Below are 20522 nucleotides of genomic sequence, written 5' to 3' on the forward strand. Positions count from 1 at the left end.
TTGAAAGCGTTGCGCTCATGCTACGGCGGCATCACTATGGGAAGGGCTGCCGGCTCACCGCCGACGCAAGAAGAAGCCGTCAGGGATTCCCAGCCATGGCTGTCAACATTGAATATCGGGGCGAAATCGCCGTAGTCACCCTCGACAACCCTCCGGTCAACGCGCTGTCACGGGCCGTGCGGCAGGCGCTCTTCGACGCGACAGAGGCACTTGACGCCGATCCTTCGGTGAAGGCGGTCGTGCTCGCCTGCGCCGGGCGGACATTCATCGCCGGCGCCGATGTTGGCGAATTCGAAAAGCCGCCTGAGCCTCCGCACTTGCCCGACCTCGTCGAGCGCATCGAGCGGGCGGAAAAGCCCTGGATTGCAGCAATCCATGGGAGCGCACTCGGCGGCGGCTTCGAGGTGGCGCTCGGCTGCCGCTTTCGCGTAGCAGTTCCGTCGGCGAATATCGGCCTGCCGGAAGTCCGTCTCGGGATCGTGCCGGGCGCCGGCGGAACGGTGCGCCTGCCGCGGCTGGCGGGGGTGGAGATGGCAGTGGACATGGTGACAACCGGTAAGCCGCTCGTCGCGCCCGAGGCTGCGGCGACGGGGGTGATCGATGCCCTGATCGAGGATGACCTCGTGGCCGGTGCCGTGGCTTTCGCCCGACAAGTGCTCGGGCGGCCGCTGCCGAACAGGCTCCGCGACCGAGCCATTTCCGCACCGAGCGACACCTTCTGGGATGCCGCGGCAAAGGCGGTCGCTGCCCGCGCCAGAGGCGAGGAGGCGCCGCCGAGGGCACTTGCCTGTCTGCGCCGCGCCGCAGAGCAGGATTTCGACGCGGCGATTGCCTTCGAGCGCGAGACCTTCCTCGCACTGCGCGGCTCGGCCCAGGCCGCAGCACTCCGTCACGTGTTTTTCGCCGAGCGGGCAGCCACGCGCCCGCCGGAGCTTGCCGGCACCGTGCCGGTTAGCATCCGTTCGGCCGCAGTGATCGGCGGTGGCACCATGGGCGTCGGGATCGCCGCGGCGCTGCGGGATGCCAATCTTCCGGTCACCCTGGTCGAGCGTGACGCGGCTGCGCTGGGACGGGGCGTCTCCCGCGTGCGCGGGATATTCGACAGCGCGGTAAAGCGCGGCCGCATTGCCGCGGATGTTGCCGCCGAACGGATGGCGGGTGTGACCGCCACGACGGACTACGCCGGGCTTGCCGACGTCGATCTGGTCATCGAAGCCGTATTTGAGGATCTGGAGGTGAAGCGCGACGTCTTTCAGCGGCTTGCCGCCGTCTGCCGGTATGATGCCGTTCTGGCGACAAACACCTCCTATCTCGATCCGGAAACGATCGCCGAGGGAATAGGTGGGCCGGAGCGATTCCTGGGCCTGCATTTCTTCAGCCCGGCGCATGTGATGAAGCTTTTGGAAATTGTCCCGGCGAAAGCGACCGCACCGGAAGTGCTGGCGACCGGATTTGCCCTGGCGCGGATGCTCGGAAAGATCCCGGTGCGGGCCGGTACCTGCGACGGTTTCATCGGCAACCGCATGCTCAAGGTCACGCGGGCCCAGGCCGAACGGTTGCTGCTTTCCGGCGCCACGCCGGCCGCTGTCGATGCAGCGATGCGCGGCTTCGGCCTGCCGATGGGGCCGTTCGAGGCACAGGATCTCGGCGGGCTCGACATTGCCGCCCTCCAGCGCCAGACGGCCCGGACACGGGGCGAGACGCCCTTCGCGCCTATTGCCGATCGCCTCTGCGCGCAAGAGCGGTTCGGCCAGAAGAGCGGGGGCGGCTGGTACGACTACGCGCCCGGCGACCGCACGCCTCGCCCATCGGACACCGTCTCCGCGATCATCGCGGAGGCGGCCGAGGGATATCCGCGCCGCGAATGGGACGAGGCCTCGATTGTAAGCATGATCGTCTGGCCGATGGTCAACGAGGGCGCGCGCATCCTCGAGGACAAGACAGCGCTCAGAGCCTCCGACGTCGATCTCGTCAAGATTCACGGCTATGGTTTTCCGCGCTGGCGGGGTGGGCCGATGCACTATGCCGAGGCTCACGGCCTCGACAGGGTCATCGGAGCGCTGGACGCGGTATCGAGCGACGGCTTGGCCGACCCGGCCTGCGAATTCTTGCTTTGCGCTGCCGCACGCGGAGGCTTTTCCGCCTGCATACGTTAGGTGAAATGGGCCGCGGTCGGACCGGGCGCCATCGGTTGGTGCCGCGCTTCTCGAAGAATTTCCTGAATTTTGATGGTCGATCGTCCTACGGTAAGATAGAATTTCAGCAACCACGCAACTACGTCTCTGGCAAAGGTCCGGAGGAGAAGCATGCCCTTCGCGTTGTTGGTAGAAGAATGGAACAGAGATTAGCCGCAGTCATGGCCGCCGATATGGCAGGCTACAGTCGGCTGATGGAGGCCGACGAGGCAGGCACGATCGCCCGGCTCAGGACCCATCGTATAGAATTGATCGATCCCGCCATCTCCAAAAACAAGGGGCGGATCATCAAGACGACCGGCGATGGCATGCTGGTGGAATTCCAGAGCGTGACCGACGCGGTAAGGTGCGCGGTGGAGATCCAGCAGCGCATGAAGCGACGCAATGCCGATGTCCCGCAGGATCGGCGGATCGAATTCAGAATTGGCATCAATATCGGCGATATCCTCTTTGAGGACGGTGACATCTTCGGCGACGGCGTGAACATCGCCGCCCGGGTCGAGCAGCTTGCGGACGTGGGGGGCATCTGCATCACGGCTGCGGTGGCGACGCAGATTGCCGATCGCCTCGAGGTCCTGATCGAGGATCTGGGCGAGAAGAGACTCAAGAATATCAGCCGCCCCGTTCAGCTCTTCCGCGTTGGGTTGGAGGCGATAGCGCTCCCTCAGCCGGAAGATGCGGACGCGGTGAAGCGGACCGTCTCGAAACCTTCGATCGTGGTGCTGCCCTTCACCAATATGAGCGGCGATGCCGATCAGGAGTTCTTCGTCGACGGGCTGACCGAAGATATCATCACCGAATTGTCCCGCCGCCACGAGCTGTTCGTCATTTCGCGCAATTCAAGCTTCGTCTACAAGAACAAGGCCGTGAACCTGCGTGAAGTCGCGGAGAAACTCGGGGCACAGTATCTGGTGGAAGGGAGCGTCCGCAAGAGCGGCGATCGCGTGCGGGTGACGGTCCAGTTGATCGATGCGACCAACGACACCCATATCTGGGCGGACAAGTACGACCGGAAGCTCGACGACATATTCGCGATCCAGGACGAAGTGACGGCGGCGATCGCGGCCACGCTGCCCGGGCGCGTCGAGGCGGCGCAGCGAGACCAACTCGCGCGGAATAAGCCCGCGAACATGGCTGCCTACGAGTGCGCGCTTGCTGCCAAGGTGCTGCATCACAGGGGCACTGTTGCGGACAATAAGCAGGCGCAGTCGCTGATCGACAGGGCGATCGCGCTCGACCCCGGCTATGCCCATGCGCATGCTTGGCGCGCGTGCATACTGGGCCAGGCCTGGGTTCATGGCTGGTGCGAGGACAAGGAGGCAACCTGGGACCAAGTGGTCGCCGAGTTGGACCGGGCGCTGGCGCTCGACGATAACGACGCCGACGTGCATCGTATCCTCGCAGCCGTAAATGTGAACAATAACGCGCTGACCACGGCACGTTACCACCAGGAGCGTGCTCTTTCCCTCAATCCAAATTATGATCTGGTCGTGGTTCAGCAGGGCGAGTTGCTGACGTGGCTTGGGCGACCTGAAGAGGGTGTCGAATGGATCCGCAAGGCCATGCGGCTCAATCCCCACCATCCCGAGAGATTCTGGAGCCACCTCGGCAAAGCGCATTTTGCTGCACGCCAATATGGCGAGGCGGTCGAGGCCTTCATGCACCTCTCGGTCATGGACCACGTCCAGCATGCATTCCTCGCCGCCTGCTATGGCTGGCTCGGAGACGAGATCGCCGCTCAGGCGCATCTGGAGAAGGTCAGGGGGCTCGCTCCCGAATTCGAGATTGATTCATTTCTCGCAACCTTGCACTACGCCCAGGACTCCGATTTCGAGCATCTGCGTGAAGGGCTGCGCAAGGCTGCAGGCAGCCGAGGCGGCCTGCCGTCGACATCGGGGGGCATTGCGGCCCAATAGCAGCAGGCGTGCCAGCCTGCAGACTTCGTGCATACGGCTTGCTCTATCGCCGTCGGTGCGCCCTTTCTGATGGAGGAGCGCACCGACGGCGACGCGTTAAACGAACAGTCGTCCTACAGCGACGCGCGTCTTATCACCCGCGCAAAGTCGCAGCACTTCGAATTGCTGCATGTCTTTGTCCTTAAATCGAGGACGATTTAAGGACACTGCAGTAGGCCGGACGCCTATTGCGCCGGTGCCGGCTCGGTGGGCGCCGGTGTGGTCGGCGCGGGCTCGGTTGGTACGGGCTCAGTCGGCGCGGGCTCAGTTGGCGCGGGTTCTGGCGTTGCTGGCGTGGTCTCGGTTTCGACCGGCACCGGAGGCGCGTCGGCCGTCGGTTCATCGGTGCCTGGTATCAAGAAAATAACCGCTATGACGACGACCGCGACCACAATGATTCCGATGATCACGTTTCTGTTCATGGAATAGTTCCTCCGATCCAAGCGACCATCGTGGGTTGATGGTCCGGTAAGATTATTGGTGTGAAGCTCCGTTTATGCAATTGACGTTCGATGTCGAGCTGAGATGAAAGCAGTTTTCGCAATATGAGAGCGCGCGATCAAATGGTGCACCTGCTGCGCGAATTCGTCAATGCGACTGCGTGCGGGTAAAGATCGGCAGAGGTAATGAGGCGCGCCGACCGGGATCGGCCATCCTGCTAACGGCCTTCTTCGGAGCCCTTGCCGCGCAGGGTCTGCGAGGGCAATACCCCGAACCGTTTCTTGTAGTCCGCAGCGAAGCGGCCAAGATGCGTGAAGCCCCATCTCAAGGCGACATCGGCAACGGTCTGCACCTCATGTCCGTTCATCAGGTCCTGGTGGGCGGCGGTCAGCCGAATCTCGTGGAGATAGGCCATGGGCGTCGTCATGCGGAATTGACGGAATCCCTGCTGCAACGTACGCACGCTCACCTTCGCTGCGGCGGCAATGTCATCCATGGAGATCGGTTCGGAGATATGGGCATGCATGAAATCGATTGCCCATTTGACATGCCGCGGCGCCGGCAAGGGCGCAGGCGTCGCGAGTTGATCCGAATAGCGGTGCGGAGTCGCTTCCAGGATCAAGTGAGTGACGGCATCGCAAATTGAGGCAAGCGCCATCGGCGATTGTCTGAGAGGGGCGTCACCGCGCAGTCCGTTGCACGCCGTTTCGACGAGTTGCATGAGGGCCCGCCCGGGCCCGCTCCTCAGTTCGATATAGGGGTGAAATTCGAGATCGCCGTTGACCGAGCGTTCCAGCATGCTGGTCAAATGATTGGCGACCTTGCGATGTTCGATGAACAGGGCGAGGTGACGTCGCGGCCCGTAGACCTGGGCGGATGCGCTACGCGCGCCGTCGATGATCGTTCCCTGTCCCGGAGTCGACAGGATCTGTCGCATGCCGGGATCGAAGACTGCCTTTCCGAGTGTCGGCAGAAAGATCATGAGCTTGTCGGTTGCCGTCTGCCGGGTGCATTGAAACGCTCCCTCATAGAAGCAACTGGCGAAGGACACGGGGCCTGTCGAGAAGAATTCGCAGTCGAACGTCACGGGTTCGCCACTCAGCGTCTCAACTTTTATCGGTGATGTGCATGTGGATAGCGCAGCCCCGAGCTCCTCCGCGCCTGTGCCACGAAAGGACGTGGCCGCGTGAAAATGCACTCTGTCCACCTCGACCTACCTCCATTGCCCGCGGGACGGGGTGCCCCAACTCCCGATTGCAGAAGGGCTGATCGGCAGCCCCTGTGGCCGCGCCGACCCCTTGCGTCGCGGTTTAGGTAGCGATCAAGCCGATTTCAACGCGAATGAAGAATCGCGCGGGCCATTCCTTGTTCTGCAAGAATTAAAGCTCCACAAAAAACATCGTCGCGCGGAAATATCGTCGCGCTATCTGGATATTAATTGCGGTAAGTGGATAATCGATGCGCAATTTGAATAATGTAACCGGATTTAGCGAAATTTCCGACCCGCTCGGTTAAAGGAATTAACTACATTGCTTGGTGTAGCGCGCAAGAATGGAATCATTATTTATAAATTATTGACACGGTTGAGGGGGATGCTTAATCCTCCGGGTAAGGCTTGATGAGGACGAGGGGAACGGCAATGGCAGTCGATGCGGTAAGTCCCAACAGGATTCCGACAGGGGGGGCTACTCCGTCCCCATCGACCGCGCCGGAGCAGGGCGTGACACGCAGCGGGACCAAGAAGGTGGATCCGAATAGCGACGGCGCCGTACTGCAGGCAGCGGTCGAAGCCTTTTTGCCCAGCATGATCTCGAACACTCTGATGCTCAACAATTCGCTGTTCAATTTCGCCAAAGAGGCCATTGACGAGGGCAACGAAGGCTAGTCCGGTCTTCGGCAGGCGTCAGCGGATAGGTATCGGGTGAGGAAATGCTGATGGGCGGAAATGAATTTTCACGTCAGGCGGTTGCGCCGCTGACCGATCTGACCGCGTCAGGAGCGCCTTTGAAGGCGATCGAAGTCGTGTCGACGCGCATGAATGAGCCGTCGACGACCAGAGAGATTCACATCGTCCCGAGTTCCACTCTTCCGGATCCCGGGTATCGCAAGCTCTCTCCCGAAGCCGTCCCGGGAGTGGTCATCCCTCCGTATCGTTCCGAGGCGCCAACTGGCCTGTTCGATCGTCTGACGGAATTCCTTCTGCCGAGCGGCCTCAATCCGAAAACCTGGCTTGCGCGATTTGCTTCCCGTCCCGCGAAGGATGGCGCGGAGCCCGGAGGCGCTCACGATCTCTTGACTGCCGTTGATCGGCTGGAGAAGTCTCAGCAGTTCGCGACCGGTATGACCCTGATGTCTTCGCTGACCCAGTCGGTGATGGCTTCGTCCAAGCGGTTGACCCAAGGCCAATGATCTGCGCATCCATGCTGGTTCTTCCATATCCACGGTCCCTATTGTCCTGGCGTCGAGTAGCGAGCGGCTGTTGCATCCTGCTGCTGGCCATTATCCTCAGCGCCTGCAGCAAGGACGTGCTGACCGGCCTCGATCAGCGCGACGTGCTCGATGCACAGGTGCTCCTGGAGCGCGCTGGCATCCCCGCCACCGTCAGCAGCGAAAAAGGTGGTGCATTCACGCTCAGCGTCGACGCACAGGATCACGCCAGGGCCCTTGAATTGCTCGCCGATGCCGGGCTGCCGCGTTCTCCCCGCAGTACCGTCGCGGAGCTTTTCCCGGGCGAGGGGTTTCTCGTCACACCCTTCGAGCAGAAAGCCAGGATGACCTTCGCCCTCGAACAGCAGCTTGGAGAGACGCTGTCGGCGCTCGAGGGAGTTGCCCTTGCGAGGGTTCATGTCGTGATGCCCGAGGACAACGGCCGCGGGCTGATCAAGGAGCGGGCGCGCGCCTCGGCGCTGCTGCAATACCGGCCCGGCGCCGACGTCGCCGAGATCGAGATGAAGAGCCGGTCGCTCCTGTTGAACAGCATTCGGGGGCTCGCCTATGAAGACGTCTCCGTCGTCGTCAGCCCGTGGGCGAAGATCGGCGTCACTGTGGCGGCGGAAAAAGCGCCGGAAGAGGTCGTGCCGACACCAGCGGCGGGAGGAATCGCCTGGCTGCTCGATTATCGAAAACTCTCGATTGCTGGCGCAGTCCTGCTCGCCATAGCCGCGACTCTCATTCTGCTGCCTCGCCGCAAGGAGAGCTGACCATGCGCCCGGTCCGCGACGACGCATTGGCGGTTCTCGAAAATGCCGCGATCCGCCTGAGCGCCCTCAACGCGGCCGATGCCAGCAAGGCACAGCCGTGGCTGAGTGAACTCGATGAGAATCTTGCTCGGCGGCTTGCCTCGACGAAGCGCATGCGGGCACGAATCTTTGGAGGGTTGGTCAGCGACGCGGGCGATCCGGCCGATCTCTCGGATCCAGTGCGGCGCCTCCTTTCGCTGACGCCGGAGGCGCGCAGGACAACGGCGATCGGGGCGGGTCTAGCCTATCATATCGCTTCACTCGGTCCGGCTATGGCACGGGAAACGATCGAAGCGCTTGCCGTCATCTTCGGCAGAGAGGTTGTCTCTTTCGCGCTCGCCAACAGCTATCTCGTTGCCGCGGCGCCGCTTCCATCGCGGCAGCTCGGCGATCAGTATCCCGGTATCGTCGAGGCGGACGGATGGGCGATCTTGCGGCTTCTCGCCAGCGGCACGGGCTTGGATCCGTATGGCAGGCCGGCTGGGGAAAGGGCTGCGATAGCGGATCGGTTACATTGCATCGTCCCTCGGTCGAGGCGATCGGCGCCGCTGTTCTTACGCAGTTGAGCGCGGACGATGGCAACGAAAACATGCCATACGGGGGGCGAGTGCAGTGACGGCCTTTTCTCCCGGGAATAGGCGAGTAATCCCTGCGGCGGAATTCGGGCTCGTCAGCGAGGCGGCCGAGTTCCTTGCCGCAGCCCGCCGCACAGCGGAAGCCTCGGCGGAGGAAGCGCGCACGGCACGGGAAGAAGCGCGCCGCGAGGGTTTCGAACAGGGCTACGCGGACGGCCTGCGCGAGACGGCCGAAGCACTTCTCGCCGTGAAGCAAAAAGCGCAGCAGGAACTGCTTGATCTCGAAAGCTGGATCGTGCCGGTCGTGCTCAAGGCGGTCGATCTCATCGTCGGCGGGATGGAACCGGACGAGCGTGTCAGGCGTCTCATTGCCCGTGCGATCAAGGATGTGACCGACCAGGAGCCGCTCACATTGCGCGTGCCTCCGGAGGAGGTAGCACTCGCGCGCCGCGCCATCGGCGATGCCGGCCGCCCTGTTGCGGTCGTCGCCGATGCTGCGCTTGACGCGGGTGAGATCGTCATGGAGACGCCGGCCGGGCGTTCACATATCGGCATGCGCGAGCAGATCGCGGCACTGGCGGAGCAGACGAGCCGTGAGTGAGGCGCTGGCGAGACTGGAACGCGTCCTCGCCGGAACGCAGACGCGCCGCCAGAGCGGCAGCGTCACCGACGTGTCCGGCCTGCTTGTGCGCGCGAAGGTGGCGGCTGTCCGGATTGGCGAGCTCTGTGAGCTGCGCGAGCCCGGCCGCGGCCGGACGGGATTTGCCGAAGTGGTCGGCATAGAAGGCGACACGGCTTTGCTCTCGCCCCAAGGGGGAACGCGCGGCATCTCCGTGCGCACCGAAATCGTGCCGACCGGCCGCGAAGCAATGGTCGCCGTCGGCGACCACCTGCTCGGTTCCGTCATCGACGCCAATGGCAATGTCGTGCGCAAGTCGGCAACCTCCGGCGGCCCGGGAGAGACCATGCTTCACCCGCTGCATGGGCGGCCGGCGGATCCTTTTCTGCGCCGGCCGGTCGACCGCCCCTTTCCCGTCGGGCTTGCGGCGATCGACGGGGTGCTCACTTGCGGCGAGGGGCAGCGCATCGCCATTCTGGGTCCGCCGGGCGTCGGCAAGTCCACGCTCGTCTCGCAGATCATCGCCGAGAACAATGCCGATGTGGTCGTCTGCGCACTGGTCGGCGAACGCGGCCGTGAGGTCGGCGAATTTGTCGAGCGGGTGATGCCGGCGGGCCGCAGCAGCAGCACGGTGCTCGTCGTTGCCACTTCCGATCGGCCGGCGCTCGAACGCTTTCGGGCAGTGCTGACTGCGACGACGGTCGCCGAACATTTTCGCGACCGGCAGAAGCGCGTCTTGCTGCTCGTCGACAGCGTCACGCGGATGGCGAGGGCGCTGCGCGAGATCGGCCTGGCCGCTGGGGAGCCTGCCGTCCGGCGTGGTTTCCCGCCTTCCGTGTTCGCGGCGTTGCCGGAGGTCTTCGAACGTGCCGGCAACAGCGCCGAGGGCACTATGACGGCGTTCTACACCGTGCTCGTCGAAGGTGAGGCGGATGACGATCCAATTGCCGAGGAGACGCGGGCACTGCTCGACGGCCATATCGTTCTCTCGGAAAAGATCGCCCGCGCCGGGCACTTCCCGGCCATAGACGTGCTGGCGAGCCGAAGCCGGACAATGAGCGCGGTCGTTTCCGAAACGCACCGCAAGGCGGCGGACCGCCTGCGCACAATGCTCTCGCTCTACCAGGATGCCGAACTCCTCATCCGCGTCGGTGAATATCGCGAGGGGCGCGATGCGGCACTCGACGAGGCGGTCAGAAAGCGCGAGCGGATCAACCGGTTCCTGTTCGATAGCGCCAGCGGCCAACGCAGCTTCTCCGAAACCATTGCTGCGCTCGAGGAGCTTGTCCGATGACCGATGTCGCAGCAGCGCCCAAGAACATGTCGGGCGCGCGCGGGCCGAATTCGGAGCCGGGTGCACGCCAGCCTTGGCGGCTTCCCTTCCAGAAGGGGGCGATCACCATCCGCCCGGCGGCGACCGATATCGCCGCCGACCGGCTAGGAGAGGCGGTCGCGATCCGGGCGGCCGTGGCCGGAGATAATGTAGAACTGCTGGTGCCGGCCGCGGCGCTTTCCTTGATCGTCGGGCGCCTGGAGCCTCTAGCGCAATGGGAGTGTCTTTCACCCGAGGCGCGTGCCGCCGTATTGGAATGCCTTATCGGCGATGCCATCGAAACGGTTGAAACGGGCAGCGGCCGGCAGATACATCTTACCGAGATCGGCGAACCGCGCCTGTCCCGCGGGGATGCCAATTTCGGCTTCGTCGTTGAATGGGACGGTCTATCGCTACCGGTCTGCGGCCGATTTCCCGAGGCTCTCCGCCTGGAGCTCTATCGCTGGGCCGGGAGGCTGCCGCGTCGCAGCTACTCTGGCCTCCAGGCGACGATCGCCATTCGTCGCGGCTATGCCGTCTTGCCGCTCCAGGGCATCCGCAAACTTTCGACGGGCGATGCCATCGTGTTCGATGCGGACGACGGCGACACCTTCTTTGCCGTTACAGGCGAACGCTATCTTGCGGCCTGCACGCGCTCGGAAACGGGCGTGGTCCTGGCTGAGCCGCTGCTCTCGAGACCCCGAGGACCGACGAGACATTTCATGACCAACGATACAATCGACCAGGAACTTCAGGGCGTCCCGCAGCCCTCGCCGATCGCCGAGATGCCGATCAAGCTCGTTTTCGATGCCGGTCGCCTGGAGGTTCCGCTTGGTGAACTTGAGAGTCTCGGAGAGGGTCATGTCTTCCCGCTCGAGCGGGCGATGTCGGAGGCGGTCGAGATCGTGGCCCAGGGCCGAATCATCGGGCGCGGGGAGATCGTCGCGGTCGCTGGTCTTGCTGCGGTTCGCATCACGGCGTTGCACGACTGATGGAATCCAGCTTTCCCCTCACACAAGGCCTGGCGGCGATGGCCGCCATATCCGTGCTGCCGGTCATAGCGGTGGTGGCGACGTCCTTCACAAAGATCTCCGTCGTCCTGCTGATCGTGCGCAACGCCATCGGCATCCAGCAGACGCCGCCCAATCTTCTGGTCTTTGCCGTCGCGATCGTGCTCACGGGCTTCGTTATGAACCCTGTCCTGCAGGATGCCTGGCGCATCCTTCTCGAAAACAGCGGTAGCTTCGAAACGCTGAGCGGTTTGGCCGAAGGCATTCCGAAAGTCTCTGAGCCGTTGAAGGCCTTCATGATGAAGTTCTCCGACGAGGAGGTGCGTGCTTTCTTCGTCCAGTCCTCCCAGCGGATCTGGGAGAATGCGCCAGCCGAACCCGCCGGGCCGCAGGACATCACCATTCTGACGCCGAGTTTCCTGGTCTCCGAACTCACGCGCGCCTTCGAGATCGGTTTCCTGATCTACCTGCCGTTCCTGATGATCGACTTCGCCGTATCGGCGATTCTCGTCGCGCTGGGCATGCAGATGATGTCGCCGACGGTGGTATCGACTCCGCTGAAGCTGCTGCTTTTCGTCGCCATCGACGGCTGGCGCCGCCTCCTCGAGGGGCTGGTCCTCTCCTATGCGGGTTGACCGTGGCTGAGGACGAGATCGCAGCGGAAATCGGCATGTCGGTGGCGGCAACCTTTGCGCTCGCCGGACCCTTGCTCGTCCTCGCCGTGGTCATTGGACTGCTGATTGCCGTATTTCAGGCCGCCACCCAGATCCAGGAGCAGACCATCGCGCAGATCGTCAAGATATTCGCGATCACAATCATCCTGATCGTCTTCGGCCGTGCCTTGGCAACCCCACTGATCGAGCATTCGATCCACATTCTCAACGACTTCCCGACCATGGTCCGGTGAGGTTCGGGCGTGACGGCGTTCGAGCATATACCGCTTGTTTCCGCGCAGACGGCCATTCCCGCGGCAGCCATGCTGGGGGCAGCGCGCGCACTCGGCATATTGACGATTTTCCCGCTGTTCTCGCTGTTCAGCGTCGTGGGCATTTTACGTTTCGGGCTTGCTATCGGCCTTTCCGCGCCCGCCGTCGTCTATGCCTACGACGTGCTGATGGCGGGCAAGACCACCTATCTCGATCTCGGCGCACTCTCGCTCAAGGAATTCGCGTTCGGTGCACTCGTCGGCATGGGGCTCGGCATTCCCTTCTGGGCGGCGCAATCGGCGGGTGATATGACCGATGTCTATCGCGGTTCCAATGCGGCGAACCTGTTCGATCCGATCAATGCGCTGGAGACGACGCCACTCGGCGCCCTGCTGATGGCAATTGCGCTCGCCATCTTCGCCGCTTCCGGCGGTGTCGTCGATCTGGTGGCGATTTTCCACAAGTCCTTCGAGCTTTGGCCGCTGTTTGCCCTGGTGCCAAGATTCGATGGCAGCGCCCTTACGACGATCGTCGATATCTTCGCGCGGCTCTTCCGCATCGGTGCCGTACTTGCCGCACCCTTCGTCATCGTCATGTGCGCGATCGAGCTGTCGCTTGCCTTCGTCGGCCGCTCTGCGCGGCAATTTCCATTGAACGACAGCGCCGCGGCCTTCAAGAATCTCGCGGTCGTCGTCGTCCTCGTTGTCTATGTCACCTTCGTGACGACCTATTTTGGCGAGGTCTGGATCGACGGTTTCGCCGGGATACGATCGCTTCTGGAGCCGAGCCTTGGCGAAGAATGACGATGCGGAAGAGAAGTCGCTGCCGCCAAGTCGGGTAAAGCTCGACCGGCTGCGGCGCGAAGGTCAGGTGGCGCGCTCGAAGGAACTACCGGTGGCCGTTTCGGTGGTGGCGATCGCGCTCTACCTTTCCTGGGCGCTCGGCAGCGTCATCCGCGATTTCGCACATGTGTTCGATCTCGGCTTTCAGGCCTTGCAGTCGGCGGAGGCGCGAGCGAGGCCGGAGCTGCAGGCGGCAAGTCTCAGGGAAATGGGCCAGACGCTGCTTGGCATAGTGTGGCCGCCCTTGCTTCTCGGGCTCGCGGTCGTCTTCGTGGTGTCGATCATCGATGCGCAGGGATTGCCCGCCTCGATGAAGCATATGCGGATCGACTTCTCGCGCCTCAATCCGGCCGAGGGCTTCAAGAAGTTGTTTTCGCTCTCGAGCCTTGTGGAGTTTCTCAAGGGGGCCATCAAGCTTGCGCTGCTCGTCGTGACCGGCACCGGTGTGCTCCTCTATTTCCTCAATGCGATCTTCTGGTCACCGGTCTGCGGCGAAGCCTGCTCCTTGTCGGTGGCGGTGCATCTCGTCGGGACGATCGCGATCATTGCTGCCGGAATCATGCTGCTCGCCGCCTTCGTGGATATTCGCATCTCGCGCGCACTCTTCCGCCGCGAGCACCGCATGACGAAGACCGAGGCCCGGCGCGAGCACAAGGAAACCCAAGGCGACCCACATATGAAATCGGCCCGCCGGCAGGTCGGCGCGGAGATGCGCAACGCTCCGCCTCGCAGGCAGGGCCCTGCCGGAGGGTAAAGAACCGGCGGCCTCCGATGCAAGGCCGTGTATCCTGCGATTGCGTGTGGCGTAGGCGCAGCGCGCCAGTTCCATCCCGTCGTTGCCATGGGCGTGCGCCACCATTCCCGGTTTCCGTTTGAAATTCAAGACATCTCGGTTAAGCTGACTGCCGCACCAGGAATTGCATAGATGCGATTGTCGTCGGAGATGGTGTATTCCCTTGAACAAGTGGGACGTGCGATGCTCTACGTCCTCCTACGATTTGCATTCGCCCTCGTTGCGGCTTCCAGTCTCTCCAGCGCCGCTGCACAGGAGCCTTCCCACGGGACTACAGATGGGGCAGTCGAACAGGTCTCGGAGATCAAGGTAGGTTATCTTCGAGCCTATGCGCCGCAGCTAGCGCTTTCGGTTTTGGATGTGCCGCCGCGCGACGAAGGTGTCGCCGGGGCGGAGGTGGCCATCGGCGACAACAACACGACCGGTCGCTTCCTTGGGCAGAAGTTCACGCTGCATGTGTCGGAGGTAAAGCCGGATGCCGACGTGGTGCCGGCCTTCAACGAACTTGTGTCAAAGGGCGCTTCCTACATTCTCGCGGACCTCTCGGCGGCGCAGCTTCTGTCGATTGCCGACCTCGCTCGCGACGAGGGTGTCCTTATCTTCAACGTAGGCGCCACGGACGACCTTCTGCGCGAGGAGGAGTGCCGGGCGAATGTTTTCCACACCGCACCGACGCGTACCATGCTCGCCGACGGACTGGCGCAATATCTGATCTGGAAACAGTGGCGCCGTTGGGTGTTGGTTCATGGCTCGCATGAGCGTGACAAGCTGTTCGCGGATGCGCTCCGCCGTGCCGCCACCCGCTTTGGCGGGGAGATTGTCGCCGAAAAGGAGTTTACCGACACTGGCACGGCGCGCCGGACCGACAGCGGTGTCGTCCAGATCCAGCGGCAGATCCCCGTTTTCACGCAGGGGTTCCCCGATCACGATGTGCTGCTCGTGGCAGATGAGAGCGAAGTCTTTGGAACCTATGTGCCGTACCGCACCTGGATTCCGCGCCCGGTAACCGGGACGGCCGGTCTGATTCCTTCCGCCTGGCATCCGGCCAGCGAGCAATGGGGTGGCACGCAGATACAGAACCGATTCGCCAAGGCGAGCGGCAGAAGGATGCTATCGAAAGATATGGCCGCATGGACGGCGGGGCGGATAATCGGCGAGGCCGCCACCCGCACGCAAAGTGCAGACCCGCAAAAGCTCGCGGCCTTCATTCGTGACGACGATTTCTCGGTCGCCGCTTTTAAAGGGCAGAAACTGACCTTCCGGAAGTGGAACTGGCAATTGCGCCAGCCAATCTTCCTGGGAGATGGCCGTTCCGTCGTGTCGACGTCGCCGCAGGAGGGATTCCTGCATCGCATCACAGACCTAGACACGCTTGGGATTGACCAGCCGGAGACCCGATGTGCGCTGAAATAGCATCAACCGGAGAGAGCCAGATGCTACGAAGACTGACATTTCTCATGGCCGGACTTGTCATCGTGGCCAGCTTGGGGTCCCCGGCCTCCGCCCACTTGGTCTATGTCTCAAACGAGAGGGACAACACGGTGAGCGTCGTCGACTCGACTTTGATGGAGGTGGTCCGCACCATCGATGTCGGCCAGCGGCCGCGCGGCATCACGATTTCGCATGACGGCAAGTTCATCTACCTGTGCGCAAGCGACGACGACACCATCCAGATCATCGACACGGCCAACTACCAGATCGTGGGAACGCTGCCGTCCGGACCTGATCCCGAGCTGTTCGTCCTCTCTCCCGACGGGAAAACGCTTTATGTCGCCAATGAGGACGACAATCTGGTTACAGTCATCGATCTTGAAAGCAGGAGTGTTGAAGCAGAAATACCCGTTGGCGTCGAACCCGAGGGAATGGGCATCAGCCCGGATGGGAGGGCGCTGGTCAACACCTCGGAAACGACCAACATGGCCCACTTCATCGACACCGAAACTAACGAGATCACGCATAATGTTCTCGTCGATTCACGGCCACGATTCGCTGAGTTCAAGCCTGACAACTCGGAGGTTTGGGTCAGCTCCGAGATTGGTGGCACAGTATCCGTCATCGACAATGAGAGCCGCGAGATCAAGCACAAGATCACCTTCGAGATTCCCGGCCTGCGCGCGGAATCGATCCAGCCGGTCGGCGTGCGCATCACAGCCGACGGAACGAAAGCCTATGTTGCACTCGGCCCTGCCAATCGCGTGGCCGTCGTCAACGCGAAGACGTACGAGGTCGAGGACTACGTGCTGGTTGGCCAGCGGGTCTGGCAGCTTGCCTTCACGCCCGACCAGAAAATGATCGTCAGCACCAACGGCGTTTCGAACGACATCACGTTCATCGACGTTGCCACGGATGAGGCAATTCAGTCGGTGACTGTCGGTGCGCTGCCCTGGGGTGTCGTCGTCCACCCGAACTGACGCACCTGAGAAGGGGTGGCAAAGGAGGAGGAGATGCAGAGATATCGTTTGTTCGCGCTTGTCGCGTCGTTCGCGGTAGTCTGCCTGGTGACGCCCGGCGTCGCGCAGGAGGGAGATGACGCCGAGGACGCAGCAGCGCGATCGGCTCCGGCCGCCGAGCAGGTGACGCGGGCCAGCAAGGATATCCCTGAATTGATCCTCGGTTCGAAGGACGACCAGTTCACCGTCAATCAAAAGGATTTTGAGTTGGTCGCCGGTCAAGGGTATCGCTGGAAGATATCGGCCGCGGGCGGCCTCGAATACAAGTTTCATACCGACCTCTTCCGCAATGTGTGGATGAACCAGATTGTCATCAACGATCTCGAGGTACACATGAACGGCGCCCCGGCCTGGCTCGAATACGATGCGGACGGTACCATCCAGGTCCAGTTCAGCACCGTGCGTCCGGGCGTCTACACCTGGTCGGTGCCTGATCTCGCCGAGAGAGGTATGCAAGGAACGATTACCATCAAATAGGCTTGGGTACGGACTGGATTCTTGGTTGGAGTAGAAAACGGCACTATGCAACATGTGATGGCCAATGATGGAGTGAGTGTGCCTGCCGCACTCGAGGTGTCGGCAGTCAGTCATTTCTACGGCAAGAAGCAGGCCCTGGATGACATTTCCTTTTCAGTTGCTCCGGGCCGCTTCGCCGTCCTGCTCGGCCTCAACGGCGCCGGCAAGACGACCCTGTTCTCGTTGATCAGCAATCTCTACGACACGCGCCGCGGGGCGATCCGCATCTTCGGTCATGATGTCAGCCGCGAGCCGGGCGAGGCGCTGCGTCGGCTGGGCGTCGTGTTCCAGGCACGTACGCTCGATCTCGATCTCAGCGTCCGCCAAAATCTCTCCTATCACGCATCGCTGCACGGCATCGGTCGGGCCGAGGCGCTGTCGCGGATCGAAGCGCTGCTTGCTCAGATGGACATGAGCGACCGCCTGCACGATAAGGCACGGAGCCTCTCCGGCGGGCAGATGCGCCGCATCGAAATTGCGCGGGCGCTACTGCATCGGCCGCCGCTGCTGCTGCTCGACGAGCCGACCGTAGGGCTGGACATACAGTCGCGCGCCGAGATTCTTGCCACCATCCGTGAGCTCGTGCGTACCGAGGGTATCAGCGTCTTCTGGGCGACCCATCTTATCGATGAGGTCGAAGGCACCGACCACGTGGTCATACTCGACAGGGGCACGGTTCTAGCCGACGGCAGGGTCGATGACGTCGTCCATTCCAGTGGCGCCACCGACATTGGCGGGGCTTTCGCTCTGCTGACCGGTGTCGCGTCGGTCCCAGCGGGGGAAGCGCAACAATGACCGTGCAATCTGTCGCGGGCCGCATTCCGGCCGGGGCCAACGCGCAGCGAGGTTTCCGCGTCCGTCAATATTTGGTCTGCCTGAAAGGGATTCTTTTCCGGGAGGGCCTTCGTTTTCTCAATCAACGAGAGCGCTTCGTCTCGTCGCTGGTCCGTCCGCTTTTGTGGCTCTTCATCTTCGCCGCTGGTTTCCGGCAGGTGCTTGGTGTCTCCATCATCCCGCCCTACAAGACCTATGTGATGTACGAGGTCTACATCACTCCCGGTCTCTGCGGCATGATCCTGTTGTTCAGCGGCATGCAGTCCTCGCTCTCCATGGTCTATGACCGGGAGATGGGAAACATGCGGACCCTGCTGGTCAGCCCGTTTCCGCGCTGGTTCCTGCTGTCGTCGAAGCTGCTCGCCGGCGTCACCGTATCGATCATGCAGGTCTATGCTTTTCTGGCCGTCGCCTGGTTCTGGGGAGTCAGGCCACCATGGACCGGCTATCTGCTGATGCTACCGGCGCTGTTCCTGGCGGGCATGATGCTTTGTTCGCTCGGCATGCTCCTGTCGTCGATGATCAAGCAACTGGAGAATTTCGCGGGCATCATGAACTTCGTGATCTTCCCGATGTATTTTGCCTCGCCCGCGCTCTACCCGCTGTGGCGAATTCAGGAGTCGAGTCCGCTTCTCCACACGATCTGCCTGGCGAATCCGTTCACCTATGCGGTCGAGTTGATCCGCTTCGCCCTCTATGGGCAGCTTGACTGGGGATCGCTCATGGTTGTGGTGAGCGCCACGGTATTGTTTCTGGGCGGTGCGATTCTCGCTTATGATCCGTCGAAGGGATTGCTCAGTCGCAGGCAGGATATGGGAGGAAATGCCTAATGTGGTGGCTGTCCCTGAGGCGCATCATCCCTGTGGCGCTAGTCGCGGCCATTGCGTCCCCGGCTTCGGCCGCCCAGGGGGACGACCCGGATTGGCCGTGTATCCAGCGCAAGGTTCCGACGCTTTCGCTCGGCCAGATATGGGCAGGCTCGGAACTGCCGGACGCTGCCGCCGATTGGTCCAAGGATGCGGCTATTGCTGCCCTGGTGACAGAATTGGCGGCGCGGCGCGTCCCGCTGGCGCAGGCCCAGCAGAAGATCAGGGAGTATGCGGAAAGTCTCCCTGATGGCGAGAGGAAGCCGCGCATGCACATGCTCGTGCAGGGGCTGTTCGATCTTCTGAACCGGGAACGCTCGCAAATCATCGCCGGCATCGCGCGCTACGCACACAAGCAGAGGGACATGGCGCAATTCCTGCGGCAGGAGGCTTCTGCCGTGGACGCTTTGCGGGACAAGGCCGATGCCGATCCGAACGAACTCGAACTGCGGAACAACCGGCTTGCGTTTCAGACGCGTATCTTTCAGGAGCGCGCGCGATCATTGAGCTATGTCTGCGAGGTGCCGACGCTCCTTGAGCAGCGCCTGTTTGCGCTAGCCAAGACGATCTCGGAGGTGCTGGAAGCCAACTGACCCGCTCTGCCGGTCCGGGACGGCTTGGCTGAATAATTGACGCCCGTTTTCCGCCCGCGTATCCTCGTCGCGGGCTTTCCGCCAGGGCGCCGCGCGTCATATCGGACGCGGATGTGTCCCCGGATCGAAGTCGATTTTTGGAGACATGCAGGAGGTGCTCGTTTGAACCTCTTCGATCTCGTTGACATCGGCGCCGCCGGGATCGCAAATTGATGGGAAAATCATGCGGCGCTGGTGGTCGCGCATTTCCCCCGAACCGGGCCGGGAAATTCGGCCTTGCCGTGAGATCCATTGGGAGGTGGCAATATGAATATATCGCGGCGCGGGTTTTGTGGCGTGGGTCTGTTGGCTGCGGCAAGCTCCCTGGGCTTTCACGCCTTTGCAAATCCATCCGCTCGCAAGGTCCGGGTGGGTGTCCTGAAGTTCGGTACGGTGAACTGGGAGCTCGACACCATCAAGCACCATCAATTCGACGCGGCCAACGGGGTCGATGTTGAAGTGGTCTATTTCGCCGGCGAGGACGCCACCAACGTCGCCATGCTGGCAGGCGACCTGGATGTTATCGTTTCGGACTGGTTGTGGGTGTCGCGCCAGCGTTCGGAGGGCGAAGACCTCACGCTTGCGCCATATTCGACCGCCGTTGGCGCGATCATGGTCAGGGAGGACGCACGAATTCATGGCATCCCCGACCTTGTGGGAAAGAAAGTCGGCGTGGCGGGCGGGGCGCTCGACAAGAGCTGGCTTCTGATACAGGGACTGGCACAGCGCGACCATAAGATAGATCTTGCCAATGAGGCCGAGATCGTCTTCGGCGCGCCGCCCCTTCTGTCCGAAAAGGCTCTCTCCGGCGAGCTCGATGCGGTCTTGAACTTCTGGCATTTCTGCGCGCGGCTGGAAGCAAGCGGCTTTCGTCGGCTGATCGGTGCCGACGGCGCAGCCAAGGCACTCGGGGCCTCAGGACCGGTCTCGGCGCTCGGATACGTGTTCCACGAAAACTGGGCGACGGAAAACCGGGATGCGGCGATGGGCTTTGTCAGGGCAAGCGCGGCGGCGAAGAAGCTTCTGGCTGAATCCGATGCCGAATGGGAGCGCTTGGCCCCTATCATGCGGGCCGAAGGCAGGGAGCTCGAGGTGCTACGCGATCGTTATCGCGAAGGCATTCCCAACCGACCTCTTGCAGAAGAAGAGAGCGATGCCGCCAAGCTGTACGACATTCTCGCGGACATCGGCGGTGAGAAACTCGTCGGCGAGGCGCGGCAGATGGCTCCCGGGACTTTCTGGGCTGCACTGAAGACATGAGAGCGGGACTTGGATCGGGAAACAGAGGCTCTGCAGTTCGGCGCGCGCGCACCGTCC

22 protein-coding genes are annotated in these 20522 nt (G+C 62.4%); 20 read left to right on the forward strand and 2 right to left on the reverse strand.

Going from position 1 to position 20522, the window contains the following annotated elements; genetic code table 11:
* The first annotated feature begins 95 nt into the window (after window positions 1-95).
* Window positions 96-2156 (forward strand): 3-hydroxyacyl-CoA dehydrogenase NAD-binding domain-containing protein, encoded by a 2061-nt coding sequence (locus SJ05684_RS20670; protein ID WP_095694332.1) that lies wholly within the window; start codon window positions 96-98, stop codon window positions 2154-2156.
* Window positions 2157-2332: 176 nt separating this feature from the next.
* Window positions 2333-4111: an adenylate/guanylate cyclase domain-containing protein gene (locus SJ05684_RS20675; RefSeq protein ID WP_034855645.1), complete on the forward strand. Its 1779-nt coding sequence runs from the start codon at window positions 2333-2335 to the stop codon at window positions 4109-4111.
* A 224-nt stretch (window positions 4112-4335) separates the two neighbouring features.
* Here the strand turns inward: SJ05684_RS20675 and SJ05684_RS20680 are convergent, their stop codons facing one another.
* Window positions 4336-4572: a hypothetical protein gene (locus SJ05684_RS20680; RefSeq protein ID WP_034855647.1), complete on the reverse strand. Its 237-nt coding sequence runs from the start codon at window positions 4570-4572 to the stop codon at window positions 4336-4338.
* Between the two features lie 236 nt (window positions 4573-4808).
* The gene (locus SJ05684_RS20685; RefSeq protein WP_034855649.1) at window positions 4809-5798 is read right to left on the reverse strand and encodes an AraC family transcriptional regulator; all 990 of its coding nucleotides are present in this window, start codon (window positions 5796-5798) and stop codon (window positions 4809-4811) included.
* A 432-nt stretch (window positions 5799-6230) separates the two neighbouring features.
* Between SJ05684_RS20685 and SJ05684_RS20690 the strand changes: the two genes are divergently transcribed.
* The 18 genes from SJ05684_RS20690 to SJ05684_RS20775 all read left to right on the forward strand — a co-directional run bounded on the left by SJ05684_RS20690 (window position 6231) and on the right by SJ05684_RS20775 (window position 20465).
* Window positions 6231-6476, forward strand: coding sequence for a hypothetical protein (locus SJ05684_RS20690; RefSeq protein WP_034855655.1), 246 nt, complete (start codon window positions 6231-6233; stop codon window positions 6474-6476).
* A 50-nt stretch (window positions 6477-6526) separates the two neighbouring features.
* Window positions 6527-7000 carry a hypothetical protein gene (locus SJ05684_RS20695; RefSeq protein ID WP_034855656.1) on the forward strand — a complete coding sequence of 158 codons (474 nt, stop codon included), beginning with the start codon at window positions 6527-6529 and terminating at the stop codon, window positions 6998-7000.
* An 11-nt stretch (window positions 7001-7011) separates the two neighbouring features.
* Window positions 7012-7791: a type III secretion system inner membrane ring lipoprotein SctJ gene (gene sctJ / locus SJ05684_RS20700; protein ID WP_034855724.1), complete on the forward strand. Its 780-nt coding sequence runs from the start codon at window positions 7012-7014 to the stop codon at window positions 7789-7791.
* Between the two features lie 2 nt (window positions 7792-7793).
* A complete protein-coding gene (locus SJ05684_RS20705) occupies window positions 7794-8396 on the forward strand; it encodes a hypothetical protein (protein WP_050980050.1) in 603 nt (200 codons plus the stop codon).
* 46 nt (window positions 8397-8442) lie between these two features.
* A complete protein-coding gene (sctL, locus tag SJ05684_RS20710) occupies window positions 8443-9006 on the forward strand; it encodes a type III secretion system stator protein SctL (protein WP_034855657.1) in 564 nt (187 codons plus the stop codon).
* Complete coding sequence (locus SJ05684_RS20715; protein ID WP_034855659.1) at window positions 8999-10318, forward strand: FliI/YscN family ATPase; 1320 nt, start codon at window positions 8999-9001, stop codon at window positions 10316-10318. The genes sctL and SJ05684_RS20715 overlap by 8 nt, the downstream gene beginning before the upstream one ends.
* Window positions 10315-11328: a FliM/FliN family flagellar motor switch protein gene (locus tag SJ05684_RS20720; RefSeq protein ID WP_034855661.1), complete on the forward strand. Its 1014-nt coding sequence runs from the start codon at window positions 10315-10317 to the stop codon at window positions 11326-11328. The genes SJ05684_RS20715 and SJ05684_RS20720 overlap by 4 nt, the downstream gene beginning before the upstream one ends.
* Window positions 11328-11981, forward strand: a complete 654-nt coding sequence (gene sctR / locus SJ05684_RS20725) for a type III secretion system export apparatus subunit SctR (RefSeq protein ID WP_034855663.1) — start codon at window positions 11328-11330, stop codon at window positions 11979-11981. The genes SJ05684_RS20720 and sctR overlap by 1 nt, the downstream gene beginning before the upstream one ends.
* Window positions 11982-11983: 2 nt before the next feature.
* The gene (locus SJ05684_RS20730; RefSeq protein WP_034855726.1) at window positions 11984-12253 is read left to right on the forward strand and encodes a flagellar biosynthetic protein FliQ; all 270 of its coding nucleotides are present in this window, start codon (window positions 11984-11986) and stop codon (window positions 12251-12253) included.
* 69 nt (window positions 12254-12322) lie between these two features.
* Window positions 12323-13075, forward strand: coding sequence for an EscT/YscT/HrcT family type III secretion system export apparatus protein (locus tag SJ05684_RS20735; RefSeq protein WP_083846175.1), 753 nt, complete (start codon window positions 12323-12325; stop codon window positions 13073-13075).
* Window positions 13062-13868, forward strand: a complete 807-nt coding sequence (locus SJ05684_RS20740) for an EscU/YscU/HrcU family type III secretion system export apparatus switch protein (protein ID WP_034855667.1) — start codon at window positions 13062-13064, stop codon at window positions 13866-13868. Before SJ05684_RS20735 ends, SJ05684_RS20740 begins: the two co-directional genes overlap by 14 nt.
* A 171-nt stretch (window positions 13869-14039) precedes the next feature.
* A complete protein-coding gene (locus SJ05684_RS20745; RefSeq protein ID WP_244426652.1) occupies window positions 14040-15320 on the forward strand; it encodes a lanthanide ABC transporter ABC transporter substrate-binding protein PedA1 in 1281 nt (426 codons plus the stop codon).
* Window positions 15321-15340: 20 nt separating this feature from the next.
* Window positions 15341-16318 carry a YVTN family beta-propeller repeat protein gene (locus SJ05684_RS20750; protein WP_034855671.1) on the forward strand — a complete coding sequence of 326 codons (978 nt, stop codon included), beginning with the start codon at window positions 15341-15343 and terminating at the stop codon, window positions 16316-16318.
* A 48-nt stretch (window positions 16319-16366) separates the two neighbouring features.
* Window positions 16367-16834 (forward strand): cupredoxin domain-containing protein, encoded by a 468-nt coding sequence (locus SJ05684_RS20755; protein ID WP_085939092.1) that lies wholly within the window; start codon window positions 16367-16369, stop codon window positions 16832-16834.
* Between the two features lie 45 nt (window positions 16835-16879).
* Entirely contained in the window at window positions 16880-17668 is a 789-nt protein-coding gene (locus tag SJ05684_RS20760) for a lanthanide ABC transporter ATP-binding protein PedB/LutE (RefSeq protein ID WP_034855673.1), read from the forward strand.
* The gene (locus tag SJ05684_RS20765) at window positions 17665-18537 is read left to right on the forward strand and encodes a lanthanide ABC transporter permease protein PedC (RefSeq protein ID WP_050980051.1); all 873 of its coding nucleotides are present in this window, start codon (window positions 17665-17667) and stop codon (window positions 18535-18537) included. Before SJ05684_RS20760 ends, SJ05684_RS20765 begins: the two co-directional genes overlap by 4 nt.
* Window positions 18537-19166 carry a hypothetical protein gene (locus SJ05684_RS20770; protein WP_034855676.1) on the forward strand — a complete coding sequence of 210 codons (630 nt, stop codon included), beginning with the start codon at window positions 18537-18539 and terminating at the stop codon, window positions 19164-19166. Before SJ05684_RS20765 ends, SJ05684_RS20770 begins: the two co-directional genes overlap by 1 nt.
* A gap of 306 nt (window positions 19167-19472) precedes the next feature.
* Window positions 19473-20465 (forward strand): ABC transporter substrate-binding protein, encoded by a 993-nt coding sequence (locus tag SJ05684_RS20775; RefSeq protein WP_034855679.1) that lies wholly within the window; start codon window positions 19473-19475, stop codon window positions 20463-20465.
* The last annotated feature ends 57 nt before the right edge of the window (window positions 20466-20522 follow it).

Source organism: Sinorhizobium sojae CCBAU 05684, from assembly GCF_002288525.1.
Lineage (GTDB): Bacteria > Pseudomonadota > Alphaproteobacteria > Rhizobiales > Rhizobiaceae > Sinorhizobium > Sinorhizobium sojae.